Genomic DNA, 17,713 nt, shown 5'->3' with positions numbered 1-17,713 from the left:
GAACCGGAGGGCTTTCGTCGTGTTGTGTGACCCCAGCGGGATTCGAACCCGCGTTACCGCCGTGAGAGGGCGGCGTACTAGGCCGCTATACGATGGGGCCGTCTTGCGGAACTTTTCCGTTCCGCGACAACCGTTCAAGTATGCCACGGCGATTCTCACTGCGCCAAATCGAGGCCGGTCCACCCGTGATCCCGGGCGTGGCGCGCCGATTTCTGTTTGCCGCAGGCTCCGGGAAGGAGTTGACTCGACTCATGCGCGTCACCAAGTTCGAACATGCCACCCTTCGTCTGGACCAGAACGACGACACCCTCCTGATCGATCCGGGATCCTTCACCGCCCCGCTGCACGATCTCAGCGGATTGGTCGCCATCGTGCTCACGCACGAGCACCCCGATCACTGGACGCAGGAGCACCTCGACCGGATCCTGCGCGCGGCCCCCGGGACCCCGATCTTCGGGCCGGAGGGCGTGGCGAAGGCGGCGGAGGGCTATGAGATCACCGTCGTCTCCCCCGGCGACACCGTGGAGGTCGGCGCCTTCACCCTGCGCTTCTTCGGCGGCACGCACGCGGTGATCCACTCGTCGATCCCGACGATCGACAACGTGGGCGTGCTCGTCAACGACACGTTCTACTACCCCGGTGACTCCTATGCGGTGCCCGAGGGCGTCGAGGTCGGCACCCTCGCCGCGCCGCTCGGAGCCCCGTGGCTCAAGATCGGGGACGCCATCGACTACGTGCTCGCCGTGAAGCCCCGCCGGGCGTTCGGCACGCACGACATGACCCTGTCCGTGATCGGCAAGAACATGCACCGCCAGCGACTGCAGTGGGCGACCGAGCAGGGCGGTGGCGAGTTCCTCGTGCTCGAACCCGGCGACACTGTGGATCTGTGACCCCACCGCGACGCCTCCTGCCCGCCCCGACGCCGCGGCTCGCCTTCCGAGAGATGACCGCCGACGACCTCGACGAGATGGCGGCGCTCCTCGGGGATCCGGAGGTCATGGCCCACTACCCGGCACCGAAGTCGCGAACGGAGGCCGCCGAGTGGATCGCGCGCATGCAGCAGCGCTACCGCGAGGACGGCCACGGTCTCTGGATCATCGAGACACACGACGGGGAGTTCCTCGGCGACTGCGGTCTCACCTGGCAGTCGGTGAACGGCTCCCCCGTGCTCGAAGTCGGTTATCACGTCCGCACCGACCGCCAGCGACGCGGCTATGCGACCGAAGCGGCGCGCGCCTGCGTCGACCTTGTCGCCCAGACGTTCGCGCCGATACTCCTCACCGCCATCATCCACCCCGAGAACCAGGCGTCACGAGGGGTCGCGGAGAAGCTCGGCATGAGCCACATCGCCGACGACCATGCGCATCCGTGGATCGTGCGGACGGTGATGGGGATGACTGTGGAGGCGACAGCCGACCGCGCCTCCTGACCGCGCCTCCTGGCCGCGGGCCAGCATACCGGCGCGCTCTTGCTCCGGTCGCGACCGGATGCTGTACTTGGCCGCTCGTAACGTGTTACCTGTCACGAAAGGAACAGTCCCCATGAAGATGACCGGAGTTCACCAGAGCAGGAAGAAGATCGGGCTCGCCCTCGCCGGCGCCGCCCTCGTCGCGTCCGGCCTCGTCGGCCCCCCGGCGGCGGCATGGGCGGACGGCGATTCCAGCGACCGCGAGGAACGGGCCACCTCGCGGATCATCGGCGGCACGGCGGTGCCGAACGACGCCTATCCGTTCATGGCCTCCCTCCAGTCCGCCGGCGAGGCCTTCTGCGGTGGCTCGCTGGTGGCGCCGCGCCTCGTGATGACCGCCGCGCATTGCGTCACGGACGCCGACCCTCTCAGCGGGCTGCCGGTGCCCGCCGTGGACGGAGTGTCGGTGACGGTCGGCCGCACCGTGCTGTCCGACGGCAGTCAGGGTCAGGATCGCGGTCTCGCCGGCGCGGACGCCGGTGGCCCGGTCATCGTCCATCCGCGCTACCTCCAGGGGGATGACGCCTACGATCTCGCCTTCGTGAGGCTCGACCGCCCGGTCTCGGGCATCGTGCCCGTGAAGCTGCCCACCAAGGGGACGGACGCTCTCCTTCGTCCCGGACAGTCGGCGACCGTCATCGGCTGGGGCAACACCGACCCCGCTCTCGGGAACTTCCCGGACCGGCTCCGTCAGGTCCAGGTGCCGATGCTCGCGACAGCGGAATGCGAGCTCAGCTACGACTCCTTCCGCCCGGGAGTAAACATGTGTGCCGGAGTCGTCGGCAAGGACTCGTGCCAGGGAGACAGCGGCGGGCCGCTGTTCCGCCAACCACCGGCGCGCGCCACGGCCTATCAGATCGGCGTCGTCTCCTACGGGGACGACTGCGGCGGGCAGGGCGGACCAGGGGTGTACGTGTCGCTGAGCTCCGCAGACCTCTGGGACACGCTGGCAGAGTCCGCTGAGGGCAAGGCCATCGCGAAGAGCCTGAGGCGCTGACCGCCGCCGGAATCGCTGTCGGTCAGCCCTGAGCGCCCCGCACCCGCAGGTCACGCGCGAGGTGGTCGCGCTGCTCGATGAGGAGTCGTCGCAGCGCCGCCGGGGTCTCGGGGCTGGCCGACAGCCAGGCATCGACCAGGTCCAGCGAGGACCGCGCGGGGAACAGACCGATCACCAGGCGACGAGCGATCTCGATGCTCCGCTCCGACCACGCGGCTCCGATCCGATCGAAGTACTCCTCGTCGAAGGACTCGATGAGGTCGCGGCGGCCGCCGGCGCGGAAGCCCCCGATCTCGGCATCGAGGTGGTCGTTGGTGAGCGACCGGTCGTCCCACGCGGCCGTCCAGGCGGCCGCGCGCGCCGCCGCGTCGGGGACGGAGGCGCGGGCGCGGCGCGCCGCAGTGCGTCCGTCCCCGGTGTCGTCCCGCTGCTCCTCCGCCGCGACGTCCGCGAGGTCGGCGTGACCCGTCGTGACGAGGGCTGTGAGCAGCTGCCACCGGAGATCGGGATCGACGACGAGCCCTTCCGGCACGTCGCCGTCGAGCAGGGCGCGGATCTCGGCGTGGTGGACGTCGTCGAAAGCCGAAGCCGCCGCCAGAGCGCGCGCCCAGGAGAGCTGGGCGTCGCTGCCGGCCTCCGCCTGCTGCAGCGCCGACCACGTGGCCTCGGTCCAGGCGCGCTGCTCCGCATCGCGTCGGTCGTCGCGGACGAAATGCCGCAGCGCGAAAGCAGCGTCGAGGAGCGCCGCGGCCAGCAGACCGCCGTTCGACTCCCGCGGGGCGTGCGCCCGCACGATCGCGACGAAGCGGACCGCGTCGAGCTCGCCGTCGCGGGTGGCGTTCCAGAGCGACGACCACACGAGCGCACGGGCGAGCGGGTCCTCGATGTCGGACAGCGACTCCTCGACGGTGCGGAGGGACCGCTCGTCGAGGCGCGCCTTCGCATAGGTGAGGTCGTCGTCGTTGAGCAGCACGAGATCGGCCTCGGGGAGGTCGACGTCCGCGCGCTCCCCGATCAGGTCCAGCTCCCGCTGCTCCCGCCGCACGATGCGGCCGTCCACGCGATCGTACAGCCCGATCCGCAGGCGGTGCGGACGCACATCGTCCTGCACGAGGTGGTGTCCTCCGTCCGCGTCGGTCTCCGTCCAGATCGTCGAGACGCCCGTCGTCTGCAGCCAGGCGGCGGCCCAGTCGGTCATGTCCCGGCCGGACACCGCGCTGAGCTCGACGAGGAAGTCGTCGAGGGTGGTGTTGCCGAACGCGTTGGCGGCGAAGTACCGCCGGGCGCCTTCGAAGAACGCCTCGTCGCCCACGAAAGCGACGAGCTGCTTCAGCACCGAGGCGCCCTTGGCGTAGGTGATGCCGTCGAAGTTCAGCTTCGCGGCCTCAAGATCGGGGATGTCGGCGACGATGGGGTGGGTCGTGGGGAGCTGATCCTGCTGATAAGCCCAGGCCTTGCGACGCATGGCGAACGTCACCCACGCATCGTGGAAGCGGGTGGCCACCGCCGAGGCGTGCGAGCCCATGTAATCGGCGAACGACTCCTTGAGCCAGAGGTCGTCCCACCATGTCATCGTGACGAGGTCGCCGAACCACATGTGCGCCATCTCGTGGAGGATCGTGTTGGCCCGGCCCGCCCGCTGCGCCTCGGTGGCCGCACCGCGCGAGAGATAGCCCTCCGTGAAGGTGACCAGACCGGGGTTCTCCATCGCGCCGAGGTTGTACTCGGGGACGAAGATCTGGTCGTACTTGCCCCACGGGTAGGGATAGGCGAAGGCGTCGGTGAAGAAGTCGAGCCCCTGTCGAGTGACCTCCAGGATCTCGTCGGCCTCGAGGTGGTCGACGAGCGAGCGGCGGACGAACACCCCGAGGGCTACCCGCTGCTCGTCTCTGGTCCACTCCCCGTCGACGCGGGCATAGGGACCGGCCGCGACCGCGGTGATGTAACTGGAGATCGGCAGCGTGGGGGCGAACTGCACCCGTTGCACGCCGACGCCGAGGTCGACGTGTGCCGGCGACTGGTTCGAGAGCACCTCCCACCCGGACGGTGCGTCGACGACGAAGGTGTACTCCGCCTTCATGTCCGGCTGCTCGAAGCAGGCCATCACCCGACGGGAGTCCGCGGGCTCGTACTGGGTGTACAGGTAGGTGCGATCGTCAGCCGGGTCGTGGAACCGGTGCAGGCCCTCCCCCGACCGGCTGTACGCACCGACCGCCTCGACCACGACCACGTTCGAGGCCGCGAGGCCGTCGATCGCGAGGCGCGCCCCGTCATAGACGACGGCCCGCTCCTCGCCGTTCACCTCGACGCGGACGACCTCCTCGCCGATGAAGTCCAGCCACGTGCTCTGGACGGTCGCATCGAACTCCAGGACCGTCGTGGTCGGGAAGCCCGTGCGCGCCCGCTCCGGGGCTCCGGTCAGGTCCAGCTCGACGCGGATGCGGTGCAGGGTGATCGCGGCGGATCGCGCCGCGGTCTCCTCACGGGTCAGGTTCGCGGTGTGCATCCCCCCATCCTGGCATCTTCCCGGGGGCGACCGGGGAGCATCGGCGCGTTCAGCCGCGCCGCCCCGTTCCTCGCCGGTTGACCTTGCGCGACGTCTCCGGTCCGCCCAGCAGTCGCCGGATCGCGGTCTCCGGGGTCACGTCGAGATCGAGCGTCCGCCCCCGACCGTACTGCCGGAACACGCGGGGATCGATGTAGCTGTTGCGGGCGACCGCGGTCGTGTTGCCGAGGGCGGTCGCCGCCGCCTGCACCGCGAGGCGTTCGGCCTGGTTCCGGTGACCGCGGCGGTCGAGGGCTCCGATGCGGGCGAGGGCGTCCGCCGCGATGATCGTGCCGTGCAGCGTCCGGAAGTCCTTGGCGGAGAAGCTGGCACCCAGCACGTCCTTGAGGTACGTGTTGACCTCGGCGGGCGTAATCTTCACCCGCCGCCGACCCTTGCGGTACGCCAGGAGGAAGGCGGTCGAGGCGCCGCTCGCGAAGTCGGTGAGGGCTTCGGCGAGGGATTCGTCGGTGATCTCGATCGCGGCGGTCTGTCCGCTCTTCGCCGGGAAGGAGAGGGCGACGTCGCCGCCGTCGATGCGGACGTCGCGGCGGCGGAGCGTGGTCAGGCCCCGGCTGCCGTGGCGCGCCAGGTAGCGTTCCGAACCGATCCGCAGCGCGGCGTCGTCGAGGAGGCGGAAGGCGATCGCGAGGGCGCGCTCCTTCGTCTGCCCGTCCTCCTTGAGAGCCTTGGTGACCTGCGCCCGGGCGCTGGGCAGGGCCGCGGCGAGGTCCAGTGCACGGACGAACTTGCGACGGTCGCGGGAGACCCGCCAGAGCGGATGGTAGAGGTACTGCTTGCGCCCGGCCGTGTCGATGCCCACGGCCTGGATGTGCGCGAGCGGGTCGGCCGCGATCCACACGTCCTGCCATGCCGGCGGGATCACCAGGTCGCTGATGCGTTCGCGATCCGCCTCGGGCGCCGGCTCCCCCGTCGGATCGACGTACCGGAATCCCGAGCTCGTCCGCTTCCGCGTGAAACCCGGGTCCTGGCCGGGTACCACTCGCACCAGTCGCGCCATGCGTCTCTCCTCCCGCCGTGCAGCTCCTCCGAGTGTGGAGTGACCGCGGTCTCGGCGGGAAGGGAGTGGCGTCTCACCCCGCCGGCGTGCTATCCGCGTCGGCGTCCTTCGCGAAGACCGCCCGCATGTGGTCGCTGGTGAGGAAGTCCGCGATCCCGATCATGATCAGGCTGAAGACGATCTGCTCGGTGACCATCCACACCGGGTAGAGGCCGGGGATCGCCGCCATGACGAGCGTGATGACGGGGAAGATCTGCGCGAACAGCCGCAGCCGGAGGTAGGCCCAGCGCCATCCGCGGCGCGCGCGCCACGCGAAGTAGAACAGCGTCGCCGTCATCGCCAGCACCACGAGGGTGCGCATCCACACGGCGAAGGGCACGCTGTCGCCGTCGGCGGCGAGCACCAGAGCGACCACTACGGCACCCACCCCGAGCACCAGCTCGGCGACGAGGAGCCAGAGGATCCAGGTGAAGGCACGGACGGTCCGCGGATGGGTGCGACCGGCGTCGCTGATCAGTACACCGGCCTGCCGCCCACCCGCGATCCGGTCGAGACGGAGGAAGAGCGGTTCGAGGGCCATACCCGGAGCCTAGACCGGCGGCGTCCGTTCGACCTCGTCCGTTCGATGGACCTCGGCGCTGCTGCCGTTGGCCGCTGCCGGGAGCACCCGCTCCAGCACCACCGCCAGCACGCCGACGGCGAGGCTGCCCGCCACCATGACCGCGATGAACCAGCCACTGACGCCGACCCCCAGGAGCACCCCCGCGACGAGCGGGCCGAGGATCGCCCCGCCCTGGAAGGCCGCGGAGTTGAGGGCGTTGTAGCGCCCACGGGTGCGGTCCGTCGCGAGATCGTTGTAGATGGCCGGAATCGTCGGCTGCATCATGGTCTCGCCGAACGCGAACACGCCCATGAAAGCGATCACCGCGATCGCGGCCGTGACCGAGTCGGGAAGCAGGCCCGCGGCGCCGAGCATGACCCAGGAGACGGCCCAGATGAGGGCCATGACCTGCATGACCCTGGTGCGCCGGCGCCCGGTGATGAGCCGGAGGACGGCGAACTGCAGCAGCACGATGACGGCCGTGTTCACCGCGAACGAGATGCCGACAACGGCGGTCGAGACCTGGGCGATCTGACGGGCGTAGGCGGGGAAGCCCGCCTCGATCTGTCCGTAGCCGATGAAGACGGAGAAGAAGGTCAGCAGCGTCATCCAGAGCACCGCGGGGCGCCGCAGGATCTCCCGGTAACCGCCCTCCGTGGTCACCGCAGGGTCCGGGTCCGCCTGGGTGCGCACGTGCCGGAGCGGGCCGAGGAGCAGAGCGAGCGGGATGAGGCTCGTGGCCGCGTCGATGAGGAAGATCGTGGTGAAGGTCGACGGCTCCGTCACGTCGACGAAGAAGCCGCCGATGATGCCTCCCACGCCGATGCCGAGGTTGACGAGGGCGAAGTTCACGCCGAAGTACTGCTGACGGACCTCGCCGTCGACCACCGAGGCGATGAGGGCGTTGAAGCCGGGGCAGGAGACCCCGAAGTTGATCCCGATGAGCACGACCGCGACGGTCGCGACGGCGGGATGCGTGGCGTAGGCGAGGAGCGTGCACCCCGCGATCATCGCCAGCAGTCCCACGATCAGCACGCGCCGGGCGCCGAAGCGATCGATGAGCGTGCCACCGGGACCCGTGACCACGAGCCCCGTGATCGCGATGAGGCTCATGAGCGCTCCGGAGAACCCGAGGTCGAAGCCGCGGACCTCGTGGAGGTAGATGATCGTGAACGGCAGCGTCATCCCCCGCCCGAGGGTCTGGATCGCCACGGTCGACAGCAGCCAGCGTCCCTCGGTGGGCAACGCGTTCCAGAAGGACTTCATACCGATCACCTCGTCATTGTTCCAGGAGCCGCGGACATCGGATGACCGCCCGGGTCGCGGGGAAGAAGCCGATATTCTGCGAACATGCCCGTGTCGTTCGAAGACTTCCGCTCCGCCCTCCCCCATGCACCGGCCCGTGACGCGTGGGGCCTCGTGCTCACCGATGCCGAGGCGCAGCAGGTCGCCGCGGACGAGCAGGCGAGCCGGGCCTGGTACGACTACTTCCTCGCGACCACGGCGCCGGCGCCGACCGCCCCGGCGGCGGCACCGCTCGGAGGACACGAGCTCCCCGTCGCCGCCGCGCCGGGATTCGCCGCGGCACCCCCGCCGGCACCGGTCGCCGCCCCGTGGACCCCCACGCCCGCGGAGAGCCCGGAGCGGAAGAGCCGGGTCGGACTCTGGGTGACGCTGGGCATCGTGGGCGCGCTGCTCCTGATCGCCGCGATCGTGACGGTGTTCGCCTTCGCGACCGCACGCCACTGGACCAAGATCGACGTACCGGAGAAGCCCGAGACCTTCCACAGCGAGGAGTACGAGACCGGCAAGTACCTCGTCGCCGACGACGGCGTGAGCCCGTGCGCGGTGGACCAGGACTGGACGGACTGCATCGGGCTCATGGAGGCCGAGTACGCGGGAGCATGCGCCGGGGTCGACCTCGTCCCGGCCTCCGCGGACCTGTGCGCGCAGCACCGTACCGAGATCGACCGGATGATCGCGGAGGACGCGGACGGGATGTACGTGGCCTCCCTCGGCGACTTCGGGCACCTCACCCGGACGCCGGAGACGGCGACGCGCCAGGTCTCCAACGACGATGCCGAGCCGGCCGTCACGCATGAGGCCGTGTGCTATCTCGGGTTCCTCGGGGAGTGCGAGTAGCCGGTCACCCATCCGCAGCTGTCGCCGGGGAGGGCGAGCGGGCGTATCGTCGGGCACAGACCTGATCGGGTCGGGGACGAGGTGTCGACATGTGTCGGTGGCTGGCGTACGTGGGAGAACCGCTGCACCCGTCGGAGGTGATCCTCGACGCGCGACATTCCCTCGTGGCGCAGTCCCTGGACTCGCCCCTCGGCGCGGAGACCGTGAACGGGGATGGGTTCGGCCTCGGCTGGTATCCGGTGTCGAACGGTGACGACTCTGGGCAGCCTCCGACGCCTGCACTGTTCCGGAGCATGGAGCCCGCCTGGAACGATCTGAACCTCCGCGAGATCTCCCGCTTGATCCGCAGCCCGCTGTTCTTCAGCCATGTGAGAGCTGCCGCCGGGCCGCCGGTCCAGCAGACCAACTGCCACCCGTTCCGGCACGCGAACTGGCTCTTCATGCACAACGGCGGCGTGGCGGAGTTCCTGACCGTGAAACGCGACCTCATCCTCGCCGTCGACCCCTCCCTCTACCCGGAGATCCAGGGCACCACCGACTCCGAGGTGCTGTTCCACCTCGCCCTGACCCTCGGCCTCCAGGACGATCCGATCGCGGGGATGCGGGCGGCCATCCGCGAGGCCGAGCGCGTGGGGCGCGAGCATGGCATCCGCTTCCCGGTCCAGGGAACCTTCGCGGTGTCCGACGGCACCACCGTCTGGGCGTTCCGGTACTCGACGGCTGGGCGCTCCCGCTCCCTCTTCCACTCCACCGACATCGAGACGCTTCGTGGGATGTACCCCGATGCGGATCGTCTGCGCGTCTTCGGTCGGCATGCGCACGTGATCGTCTCCGAGCCGCTGAACGATCTGCCGGGCGCGTTCCTCGAGGTCCCCGAATCGACGGTGTCGATCCTCGACGAGACGGGCTACCGGTACGAGCCCTTCCTCGATGCCGCGTGAGCGCTCCTCAGCCGAGGGCGACCGGGCTCGGCGCACAGCCTCACTGCGCCGCCGACCGATACCCGTCGGGGGTCTCGATGAAGAGCTCGAGCGCGTCCGCCGTCGGCCAGCTCCCGAGAGCGCTCAGATCGAGGTCCGCTTCATCCCAGCGCGTCCGTTGCTCGTCCGTCCAGTCATCGCCCTCGTCGATGTGCAGGCCGTCGATCCGTCCGCCTTCGACACGCAGACGCACGTCGAACGAACGGTCGTCGAGCGTGCGGTACCGGCCGAGCACTGGGAAGGTCGCCGTGCCCGGCACGGCCCGTGGCCCCTCGGTCGGCGTCTCCAGGCTCAGCCAGGGCCAGAACGCCTCCTCAGGGTCGTCGCGCACCAGCCGCGCGTCGACGAGCTGCGCACGCAGCGCCGGAGCACCGTGATCATCCGTTGCGGACAGCAGGAGTTCGGCGAGGGCACGCAGTTCCGCCGTCAGCTCGACGTGATCCGCCGGCGCGGCATCCTCGGTGCGCTCCGAATCGGCTCGCGTGCCCTGTCGGCCGACCCACCAGGACCCGAGCGACAGAAGAGCCTGTCCTGCGACGAGCCACAACCGCGGGCGCCGCGCGCCGGCGCGGACGAGACCGTCGTGGAGGCGCGCGTCGAGAGCCTCGCCCGCTTCGGCGAGTCCGAGCGCAGTGCCGCCGGCGCCCGTGGCCACCGCCCCGCGGCCGATCGGACCGAGGAGGTCCGGCTCGTCGGCGGGCCGGAGACTCGCCCACACGGTCCACGCGGTCAGCGCGGCGATGGCGCTCCGATAAGCCACCCGGCGTCCGGTCGTGAGTCGGCGCGGTTCGATCGCCGCGAGGCCGGCCGTGAGGACAGTGGTCACCACCCCGTGCGTCACGCTGTTCGCGTCGTTCAGGCGGCGGACGGTCTCGCGGAATCCCATGCCTCCAGCCTACGGAACGGCAACCTCATCCGCGTCACGGACGCCTCGTGGGCCCCGTCCTGCCCGGGAACGACAGAGGCCCGGATCGCGGCTCTTCGCCGTGAATCCGGGCCTTCTCTGACTGGCTGGGGTACCTGGACTCGAACCAAGAACAACTGAACCAGAATCAGCCGTGTTGCCAATTACACCATACCCCAAGGGCGAAACCGGAGCCTCGCACCGAGAATCAAGCTTACCCGAGCGGCGACCGATCACCAAAACCACCGGTGCCGTGTCGCCGCTCGGGCGCGTCGCGGATCAGTTCGCGAGGAACGCCGAGAGCGCGCGCAGGCGGCGCAGCGACTCGTCCTTGCCCAGCAGCTCCATCGACTCGAACAGCGGCGGCGAGACGCGGCGCCCGGTGATGGCCACACGCGGCGGCCCGTAGGCCACGCGCGGCTTGAGCTCGAGGTTCTCCACGAGCGCCGTCGACAGCGCCTCCTGGATCTTCTCCGGGGTGAAGTCCGTGACCGGCTCCAGGGCGGTGACGCAGGCGTCGAGCACCTCGGCGGCGTTGGCCGGCAGCCCCTTGAGCGCGTCCGCGTCATACGACACCTCGTCGCGGAACAGGAAGCCGAGCATGCCCGGCACCTCGCCCAGCAGCTGCACGCGCTCCTGCACCAGCGGAGCCGCACGGAACGCGAGGACGAGCTGCTCGTGGGTCGGCTCGTCGAACAGGCCGGCCGCAGCGAGATACGGCACCGTGCGCTCGGCGAAGTCCTTCACGTCGAGCATGCGGATGTGGTCGCCGTTGATCGACTCGGCCTTCTTCTGGTCGAAGCGGGCCGGGTTGGGATTCACGTTCTCGATGTCGAACGCGGCGATGAACTCGTCGAGCGAGAAGACGTCGCGGTCCGGGCCGATCGACCAGCCGAGGAGCGCGAGGTAGTTCAGGAGGCCCTCGTGGATGAAGCCGCGCTCCCGGTGCAGGAACAGATCGGCCTGCGGGTCGCGCTTGGAGAGCTTCTTGTTGCCGGTCTCCCCCAGCACGAGCGGCATGTGGGCGAACCGCGGCACGAACGTCGTCACACCCGCGTCGATGAGCGCCGCGTAGAGCGAGAGCTGGCGCGCGGTGGACGGCATGAGGTCTTCGCCGCGGAGCACGTGGGTGATGCCCATCAGCGCGTCGTCGACGGGGTTTACGAACGTATACAGCGGCACACCGTTGGGGCGCACGACGACGAAGTCCGGGAAGGAGCCCGCGGGGAAGGTGACCTCGCCGCGGATGAGGTCGACGTACGTGAGGTCCTCGTCCGGCACCCGCAGGCGGAGGGCGGGCTGCCGACCCTCGGCGCGGAAGGCGGCCTTCTGCTCATCGGTGAGGTCACGGTCGAAGTTGTCGTAGCCGAGCTGCTTCGCGCGGCCGTTGGCCTCGTTGCGGGCGTCGATCTCCTCGGCCGTCGAGTAGCTCTCGTAGAGCGCGCCCGTCGCGAGGAGCTTGTCGATGACCTCGCGGTAGATGTCGTGCCGCTCCGACTGGCGGTACGGGGCGTGCGGGCCGCCGACCTCGACGCCCTCGTCCCAGTCGATCTTCAGCCACGTGAGCGCGTCGACGAGCTGGCGGAAGCTCTCCTCGCTGTCGCGGGCGGCGTCGGTGTCCTCGATGCGGAACACCATCTTCCCACCGTTGTGACGGGCGTACGCCCAGTTGTACAGAGCCGTGCGGACCATGCCGACGTGCGGCAGCCCCGTCGGGGAGGGGCAGAAGCGGACGCGGACGTCGGCGCCGCTGGCGGTCGTGGTGAGGGGATGCGGAGTAGCCATAGCCCTTCGATTCTACGGGTGCGGGCCGGTCAGCCCCGGCGCGAGACCGCGACGGCCGCGCGGTGCTCCAGCGGGAGCACCGCACCCACCCGATGCGCCGCGACGGTCTCCTCGAACCCCACGCGGAACCGGGATCGCTCGGCGGAGGAGAGCCCGGCATACTGAGCCCCGGCGCCGGCCACGCCGCCCTCGACCGAGACCCACAGGGCGTCCGGGTCGGCGGGCCAGGTCCAGATGTGCTCGCTGACCGTCACCTCCGGGAGTCCGGCCTCGACGAGCATGGCCGCGAAGCCGTCCGCCGTGCGGTCGAAGTCCTCCTCGGCCGGAAGCCTCTCCCCCGCGGACGGCTTCAGCCCCGCGCGTTCGACGACCTCGTTCCAGAACCACGACGGGGAACGGGTCCAGGTCGTCGCGGCGACCGCTTCCCGTGCGATCCGACCCAGCTCCCGGGCGGCGGTCCGCGGGGAGGAGACGTGGTTCAGCACGAAGTTCGCCACGACGACGTCGACCGAACGGTCGGCGAACGGCAGCGTCGGCAGGCCGCCGTCGACGATGCGCAGCGTCGGGTGGCTCCGGTGGGCGACGGCGCGCATGGTCGGCTCGGGCTCGCAGGCCGTGACGTCCCACCCCAGGCCGGCGAAGCGGGCCGCGAGGCCCCCCTCCCCCGCCCCGACGTCGAGGAGGCTGCGACCCTCCGCCGGTCCGAGGGCGGGGGCGAGAACGTCGAAAGTCCCCGCGCACAGGGCCGCGTACGAGGCGGCATAGGCCTCTCCGACACCGCCCCAGGCCTTCACCGCGCGCTGCTCCGGGCGAGCGGCGACAGCGCGACGATCGCGAGGACGAGCACGGAGGCCGCGATGCCGAGCCCGGCGTACTGGAAGTTCGCCAGCACGACGCCGGCGAGGACCGACCCGGCGGCGGCCGACAGGCTCATCAGCGAGTCGCTGCGTCCCTGTCGCCGCGTGCGGACGTCGGGTGCGGACGCCTCGGTAAGCAGGGCGGCGCCGGCGACCGTGGCGGCGCTCCACCCCAGGCCGAGGAGGATGAGCGCCACCATGACGCCCCACGCCGCGGTGCCCGCGAAGACGGCGAAGGCCAGGGCGCCGCCGAGCAGAGCCTGCCCGAGCAGCACCACGCGCAGCCGCCCCCAGCGGTCGGCCAGCACGCCGAACACCGGCGAGAGCGCGTACATGCCGCCGACGTGCAGTGCGATGGTGATGCCGACGAGCGCCGAGACGTCGGCCGGAGTCGCCGCCGCCCCGTGGGCGCCGTGCGCCATGTGGGACAGATGCACGGGGGTCATCGCCATGACCGACGCCATCACCACGTGCGAGCCCGCGATCGCGAAGATCGCGTAGCGGGCCACCCGCGGGCGGTCCGCCACGGCGGCGCTCGTCGTGGCGGCCGCCGCCTGCGCGAGTCTCTGTGCGGCGAGCAGCGGATCCGGGCGGAGGGCGACGAGGTAGAGCACGAGCGCCGCGCACTGCGCGACGAACGAGAAGACGTAGGAACCCGTCTGCGGGGGCATGCCGATCGCCTGCCCGACGACCTCCCCCGGGCCGAGCAGCAGCGGCCCCGCCACGCCGCCGATCGTCGTGGACCACACGACGATCGAGAGGTCGCGCCCACGATGCTGCGGCGCCGCGAGATCCGTCGCCGCGAACCGGGACTGCAGGTTGCCCGCGTTCCCCGCACCGATCAGCAGGATGCCGGCGAGCAGGAGCGGGAAGACGCGCACGGACGCCGCGAGGATCACCACGGCGATGCCGATGAGGGCGAAGAGGTTGCCGAGGGTCAGAGCGCGACGCCGTCCGAGGCGCGCGGCCATCCGGGCGAGCGGGATCGCGCAGACCGCGGCTCCCAAGGTCACCGACGCCGTCGCGAGCCCGGAGAGCGCGTCGCTGCCGGAGATGTCCGCGGCGAGCAGCGCACCGAGCGACACGGTGGCTCCGAACGCGATGCCGCCGAGCACCTGCCCCAGCGACAGCACGAGCACGGTGCGGCGCTGGACCGCCTGCTGCTGCGTCGCCGTGAGGGCGACCTCGGTCATGATGCGGGAGCGGCGTCGCGCGCGGTGTTGCGGAGGATGCCGAGTCCGGAGATCTCGACCTCGATCGTGTCGCCCGCCTCGAATGTGCCCACGCCGGCGGGAGTCCCCGTCATGATGACGTCGCCCGGAAGCAGCGTGAACACCGCGGAGGCGTACTCGATGATCGCGGCGACCGAGTGGATCATGTCGGTGAGCGGCGCCTGTTGACGCACCTCGCCGTTCACCCGCGTCTCGATCGTGGCCTGTGCGGGGTCGAAGTCCGTCTCGATCACCGGGCCGAGCGGGCAGAACGTGTCGAAGCCCTTCGCCCGCGACCACTGCCCGTCCTTGGCCTGCAGGTCGCGCGCCGTGACGTCGTTGCCGATGGTGTAGCCGAGCACGTGGTCGAGAGCGTTCTCCGCCTTCACGTTCTTGGCGATCCGCCCGATCACGACCACGAGCTCGCCCTCGTACTCCGTCCGCTCGGAGAGCGCGACGGGGCGCACGATCGCGTCGTCGGGGCCGATCACGGCGGTGTTCGGCTTGAGGAACAGCAGCGGCTCCTCGGGGGCCACTCCTCCCATCTCGGCGGCGTGGTCGTGGTAGTTCTTCCCCACGCACACGACCTTGGAGCGCGGGATCACGGGCGCGAGCAGCGTGACCTCGGTCAGCGGGACGCGGGCGCCGGTGGTCTCGTACCCGGAGAACATCGGGTCCCCGGCCAGGACCACGAGCTCGCGGTCGTCGATGATCCCGTACATGATGGCGTCGTCGTGGCTGAACCGGGCGATCTTCATCCCTCCACCCTAGATCCCCTGCCCCACCCCCGAGACCCCGCTTTCTCGTCGACACCCCGCCTCGCGCGCGCAGGTGAGGCGGGGTCTCGACGCGAGCCCGGGGGCTCGACCGACCTCAGCCGGGAGGACGGACGCCGAACGCGGCGAGCCGTCGTCCGAGATCTTCGGGGGTGCGGATGTGCGCGGAGCCCCAGCGCACCACGCGCCACCCCGTGACCCCGCGGATCTCGTCCTCGCGGTGCTTCTCCGCCAGCACCGCATCGGCCGCCGTGGACGTCGTCCGCAGCTCCGCATCCCGGTACTTGTCCTCCCCGTCGAACTCCCCGAAGGTCCGCGACCGCGGGAACCCAAAGTCGGCGAAATACCGAGCACCGTCGGAGCCCACGAGGGGAACCTGTAGATCGATGTCCCGGAAGCCGAGTCGGTGGAGCTGGAGGCGGCTCACGCTCTCGCCCGGGAGCTGCGCCCGTCCATCCGCGAAGGCTCCGATCCATCGCGCGCGCCGCACGCCCCGGAGCCCTGGCACGCACAGCCGGTCGACCTCGGCGCGCCAGGCGTCGACCTCATCGTGGTCGACCTCGTGTCCCTCGATCGAGACCATCCGCAGAGCCGCGTCCCCGGCCGCGACGACGGCCTCCGGGCGCAGCAGCCGGGCGAGGTCGAACACGGTACGGGCCAGCGACGTGCACCGGAGCCCGTGCCGCCGGACGATGTCCCCCTCGTCGAGCGCCATCTGGTGTCGGACGACCCCGGCTTCGGTTCTGGTGTGCCGACGGCTGCGGATCGCGGTGTGCACGTCGTCCCGGATCGGCACCACGAGCGGGAGCCCCCAGAGCGCTGCCGCGGAGAGGTGCGAGAACACCGGACCTCCGCCCGGGCTGGCCCGACGGACGGCGCACACCCGCACGAGCTGCCTTCCCTCGGGCCACAGCTGGTCCCAGACCTCCGCGTCGACGTACGCCCCGCGGTGCACGCGTCGCAGCCTGCCGTGCGCGACCGCCCCCTCCAGCTCCCGCTCCGTGACCCCCGCGTCGAGGACCTCCTCCCGCGACCGCACGAGATCCCAGGCTTCGGAGAACGAGAGGCGCCGCGACATCCCCTCACTCTCCCCCGCGTTCTCCCTCCCTCCCCTCTTCTCCACACGCCCCACCCCTCTTCCCCCACTCCCCCCGCATTGTGCAGGAAGCGTCCCAGCGCGCGAGCCCCCGGGTACACGCCGAGACCCCGCCTTCCACGCGTCGACACGGCGGGGTGTCGGCGGGAGGACGGGGTCTCGGGGAATCGAATCAGGCGTCGAGGCGGAGCAGCCAGCCGTGCTTGTCCTCGCGGCGCCCGTACTGGATGTCGGTGAGCTCTTCGCGGAGGGACAGCGCCAGCTCGCCCAGCGGCTGCGGCTCGTCGAAGCCCTCGCCCACGAGCGCTCCGATCGGGGTCACGACCGCGGCCGTGCCACAGGCGAACACCTCGACGATGTCACCGGAGGCCACGCCCTCACGCCACTCGTCGATCGAGATCGGACGCTTCTCGACCGTGTAGCCGCGGTCCTCGGCGAGCTGCAGCAGCGAGTCGCGCGTGATGCCCTCGAGGATGCTGTCCGACTCGGGCGTGACGACGCGACCGTCCTTGAAGACGAACACGACGTTCATGCCGCCGAGCTCCTCGACATCGCGGTTCTCGTTGAGGAACACGACCTGGTCGCAGCCCTTCGCGCTGGCCTCGGCCTGCGGCAGGAGGCTGGAGGCGTAGTTGCCGCCCGTCTTCGCCTTGCCGGTGCCACCGCGACCCGCGCGGGCGTAATCTTCGGAGAGCCAGATCCGCACGGGCTTCACACCTCCGGTGAAGTACGCACCGGCGGGGCTCGCGATCACGTAGTAGGCGACCTTCTGCGCCGCGCGCACGCCGAGGAAGGCCTCCTTGGCGAACATGAACGGCCGCAGGTAGAGGCTCTGGTCGGCGCCGGAGGGCACCCAGCGGCCGTCGACGGCGATGAGCTCGCGCAGCGACTGGATGAAGTACTCCGTCGGCAGCTCCGGCAGCGCCAGGCGGCGGGCGCTCGCCTGCAGGCGCGCGGCGTTGCGGTCGGGACGGAAGGTGTGGATCGAACCGTCCGCGTGCCGGTAGGCCTTGATGCCTTCGAAGATCTCCTGCGCGTAGTGCAGCACGGATGCCGCGGGGTCGAGCGGGATCGGGCCGTAGGGCTGCACGCGCGGACGGTGCCAGCCGCCCTTGGCCGACCAGCAGATGTCGACCATGTGGTCGGTGAAGACGACCCCGAACCCGGGGTTCTCCAGCACTTCGGCGACGCGTGCCGGCGAGGCCGCGTTCAGGTTCTTCGTCACGGCGAACTCCAGGGGAGCCACGCTCGTCTCAGCGTCGATCGTCGTCATGTCGTCATCCAATCCTCGTGGGGTGGGCGCATCCTCGCGCCCTGTCAGCCTACGCCC

Annotated in this window: 16 protein-coding genes and 2 tRNA genes; 5 read left to right on the top strand and 13 right to left on the bottom strand. The window is 70.6% G+C overall.

Annotated elements, in window-relative coordinates; translation table 11 throughout:
- Nucleotides 1–27 precede the first annotated feature (27 nt).
- A tRNA-Glu gene (locus WFJ36_RS03400) sits at nucleotides 28–100 on the bottom strand.
- Between the two features lie 151 nt (nucleotides 101–251).
- On the opposite strand from WFJ36_RS03400, the gene WFJ36_RS03395 reads away from it, so the two are divergent.
- The 3 genes from WFJ36_RS03395 to WFJ36_RS03385 all read left to right on the top strand — a co-directional run bounded on the left by WFJ36_RS03395 (nucleotide 252) and on the right by WFJ36_RS03385 (nucleotide 2,465).
- Nucleotides 252–890 carry an MBL fold metallo-hydrolase gene (locus tag WFJ36_RS03395; protein WP_336642644.1) on the top strand — a complete coding sequence of 213 codons (639 nt, stop codon included), beginning with the start codon at nucleotides 252–254 and terminating at the stop codon, nucleotides 888–890.
- Complete coding sequence (locus WFJ36_RS03390; protein WP_336642643.1) at nucleotides 887–1,429, top strand: GNAT family N-acetyltransferase; 543 nt, start codon at nucleotides 887–889, stop codon at nucleotides 1,427–1,429. The genes WFJ36_RS03395 and WFJ36_RS03390 overlap by 4 nt, the downstream gene beginning before the upstream one ends.
- 112 nt (nucleotides 1,430–1,541) lie before the next feature.
- Entirely contained in the window at nucleotides 1,542–2,465 is a 924-nt protein-coding gene (locus WFJ36_RS03385; RefSeq protein ID WP_336642642.1) for a S1 family peptidase, read from the top strand.
- 22 nt (nucleotides 2,466–2,487) lie between these two features.
- Here the strand turns inward: WFJ36_RS03385 and pepN are convergent, their stop codons facing one another.
- The 4 genes from pepN to WFJ36_RS03365 form a co-directional block, all read right to left on the bottom strand.
- The gene (gene pepN, locus WFJ36_RS03380; protein ID WP_336642641.1) at nucleotides 2,488–4,971 is read right to left on the bottom strand and encodes an aminopeptidase N; all 2,484 of its coding nucleotides are present in this window, start codon (nucleotides 4,969–4,971) and stop codon (nucleotides 2,488–2,490) included.
- 49 nt (nucleotides 4,972–5,020) lie between these two features.
- Nucleotides 5,021–6,031 (bottom strand): DNA topoisomerase IB, encoded by a 1,011-nt coding sequence (locus WFJ36_RS03375; RefSeq protein WP_336642640.1) that lies wholly within the window; start codon nucleotides 6,029–6,031, stop codon nucleotides 5,021–5,023.
- 73 nt (nucleotides 6,032–6,104) lie between these two features.
- Nucleotides 6,105–6,611 carry a hypothetical protein gene (locus WFJ36_RS03370; RefSeq protein ID WP_071328486.1) on the bottom strand — a complete coding sequence of 169 codons (507 nt, stop codon included), beginning with the start codon at nucleotides 6,609–6,611 and terminating at the stop codon, nucleotides 6,105–6,107.
- Nucleotides 6,612–6,620: 9 nt separating this feature from the next.
- On the bottom strand, nucleotides 6,621–8,024 hold the full coding sequence (locus tag WFJ36_RS03365) for an MFS transporter (protein ID WP_442927809.1): 1,404 nt from the start codon (nucleotides 8,022–8,024) through the stop codon (nucleotides 6,621–6,623).
- Here WFJ36_RS03365 and WFJ36_RS03360 point away from each other — a divergent pair.
- Nucleotides 7,983–8,774 (top strand): hypothetical protein, encoded by a 792-nt coding sequence (locus tag WFJ36_RS03360; protein WP_336642638.1) that lies wholly within the window; start codon nucleotides 7,983–7,985, stop codon nucleotides 8,772–8,774. The genes WFJ36_RS03365 and WFJ36_RS03360 overlap by 42 nt on opposite strands.
- Before the next feature lie 89 nt (nucleotides 8,775–8,863).
- Nucleotides 8,864–9,715, top strand: coding sequence for a class II glutamine amidotransferase (locus WFJ36_RS03355; RefSeq protein ID WP_336642637.1), 852 nt, complete (start codon nucleotides 8,864–8,866; stop codon nucleotides 9,713–9,715).
- A gap of 40 nt (nucleotides 9,716–9,755) precedes the next feature.
- Here the strand turns inward: WFJ36_RS03355 and WFJ36_RS03350 are convergent, their stop codons facing one another.
- From WFJ36_RS03350 to WFJ36_RS03315, 8 genes are all read right to left on the bottom strand, one after another.
- Nucleotides 9,756–10,640, bottom strand: a complete 885-nt coding sequence (locus WFJ36_RS03350) for a hypothetical protein (protein WP_336642636.1) — start codon at nucleotides 10,638–10,640, stop codon at nucleotides 9,756–9,758.
- 122 nt (nucleotides 10,641–10,762) lie between these two features.
- Nucleotides 10,763–10,837: transfer RNA gene (locus tag WFJ36_RS03345), tRNA-Gln, on the bottom strand.
- Between the two features lie 100 nt (nucleotides 10,838–10,937).
- On the bottom strand, nucleotides 10,938–12,443 hold the full coding sequence (gene gltX / locus WFJ36_RS03340; RefSeq protein WP_025103292.1) for a glutamate--tRNA ligase: 1,506 nt from the start codon (nucleotides 12,441–12,443) through the stop codon (nucleotides 10,938–10,940).
- 29 nt (nucleotides 12,444–12,472) lie between these two features.
- Nucleotides 12,473–13,237 carry a class I SAM-dependent methyltransferase gene (locus tag WFJ36_RS03335; RefSeq protein ID WP_292790966.1) on the bottom strand — a complete coding sequence of 255 codons (765 nt, stop codon included), beginning with the start codon at nucleotides 13,235–13,237 and terminating at the stop codon, nucleotides 12,473–12,475.
- A complete protein-coding gene (locus tag WFJ36_RS03330) occupies nucleotides 13,234–14,493 on the bottom strand; it encodes an MFS transporter (RefSeq protein ID WP_071328479.1) in 1,260 nt (419 codons plus the stop codon). The genes WFJ36_RS03335 and WFJ36_RS03330 overlap by 4 nt, the downstream gene beginning before the upstream one ends.
- Nucleotides 14,490–15,269: a fumarylacetoacetate hydrolase family protein gene (locus WFJ36_RS03325; protein ID WP_336642635.1), complete on the bottom strand. Its 780-nt coding sequence runs from the start codon at nucleotides 15,267–15,269 to the stop codon at nucleotides 14,490–14,492. The genes WFJ36_RS03330 and WFJ36_RS03325 overlap by 4 nt, the downstream gene beginning before the upstream one ends.
- A gap of 115 nt (nucleotides 15,270–15,384) precedes the next feature.
- Complete coding sequence (locus WFJ36_RS03320) at nucleotides 15,385–16,365, bottom strand: hypothetical protein (RefSeq protein ID WP_336642634.1); 981 nt, start codon at nucleotides 16,363–16,365, stop codon at nucleotides 15,385–15,387.
- A gap of 190 nt (nucleotides 16,366–16,555) precedes the next feature.
- Nucleotides 16,556–17,656, bottom strand: a complete 1,101-nt coding sequence (locus WFJ36_RS03315) for a branched-chain amino acid aminotransferase (protein ID WP_062634807.1) — start codon at nucleotides 17,654–17,656, stop codon at nucleotides 16,556–16,558.
- Nucleotides 17,657–17,713: the final 57 nt, after the last annotated feature.

Origin of the sequence: Microbacterium sp. MMO-113 (genome assembly GCF_037148555.1) — a bacterium.
In the GTDB taxonomy this organism is placed as follows: domain Bacteria; phylum Actinomycetota; class Actinomycetes; order Actinomycetales; family Microbacteriaceae; genus Microbacterium.
The sequence above is the reverse complement of the archived record's forward strand: the minus strand, read 5'-3'. Positions and strand labels throughout refer to the sequence as shown.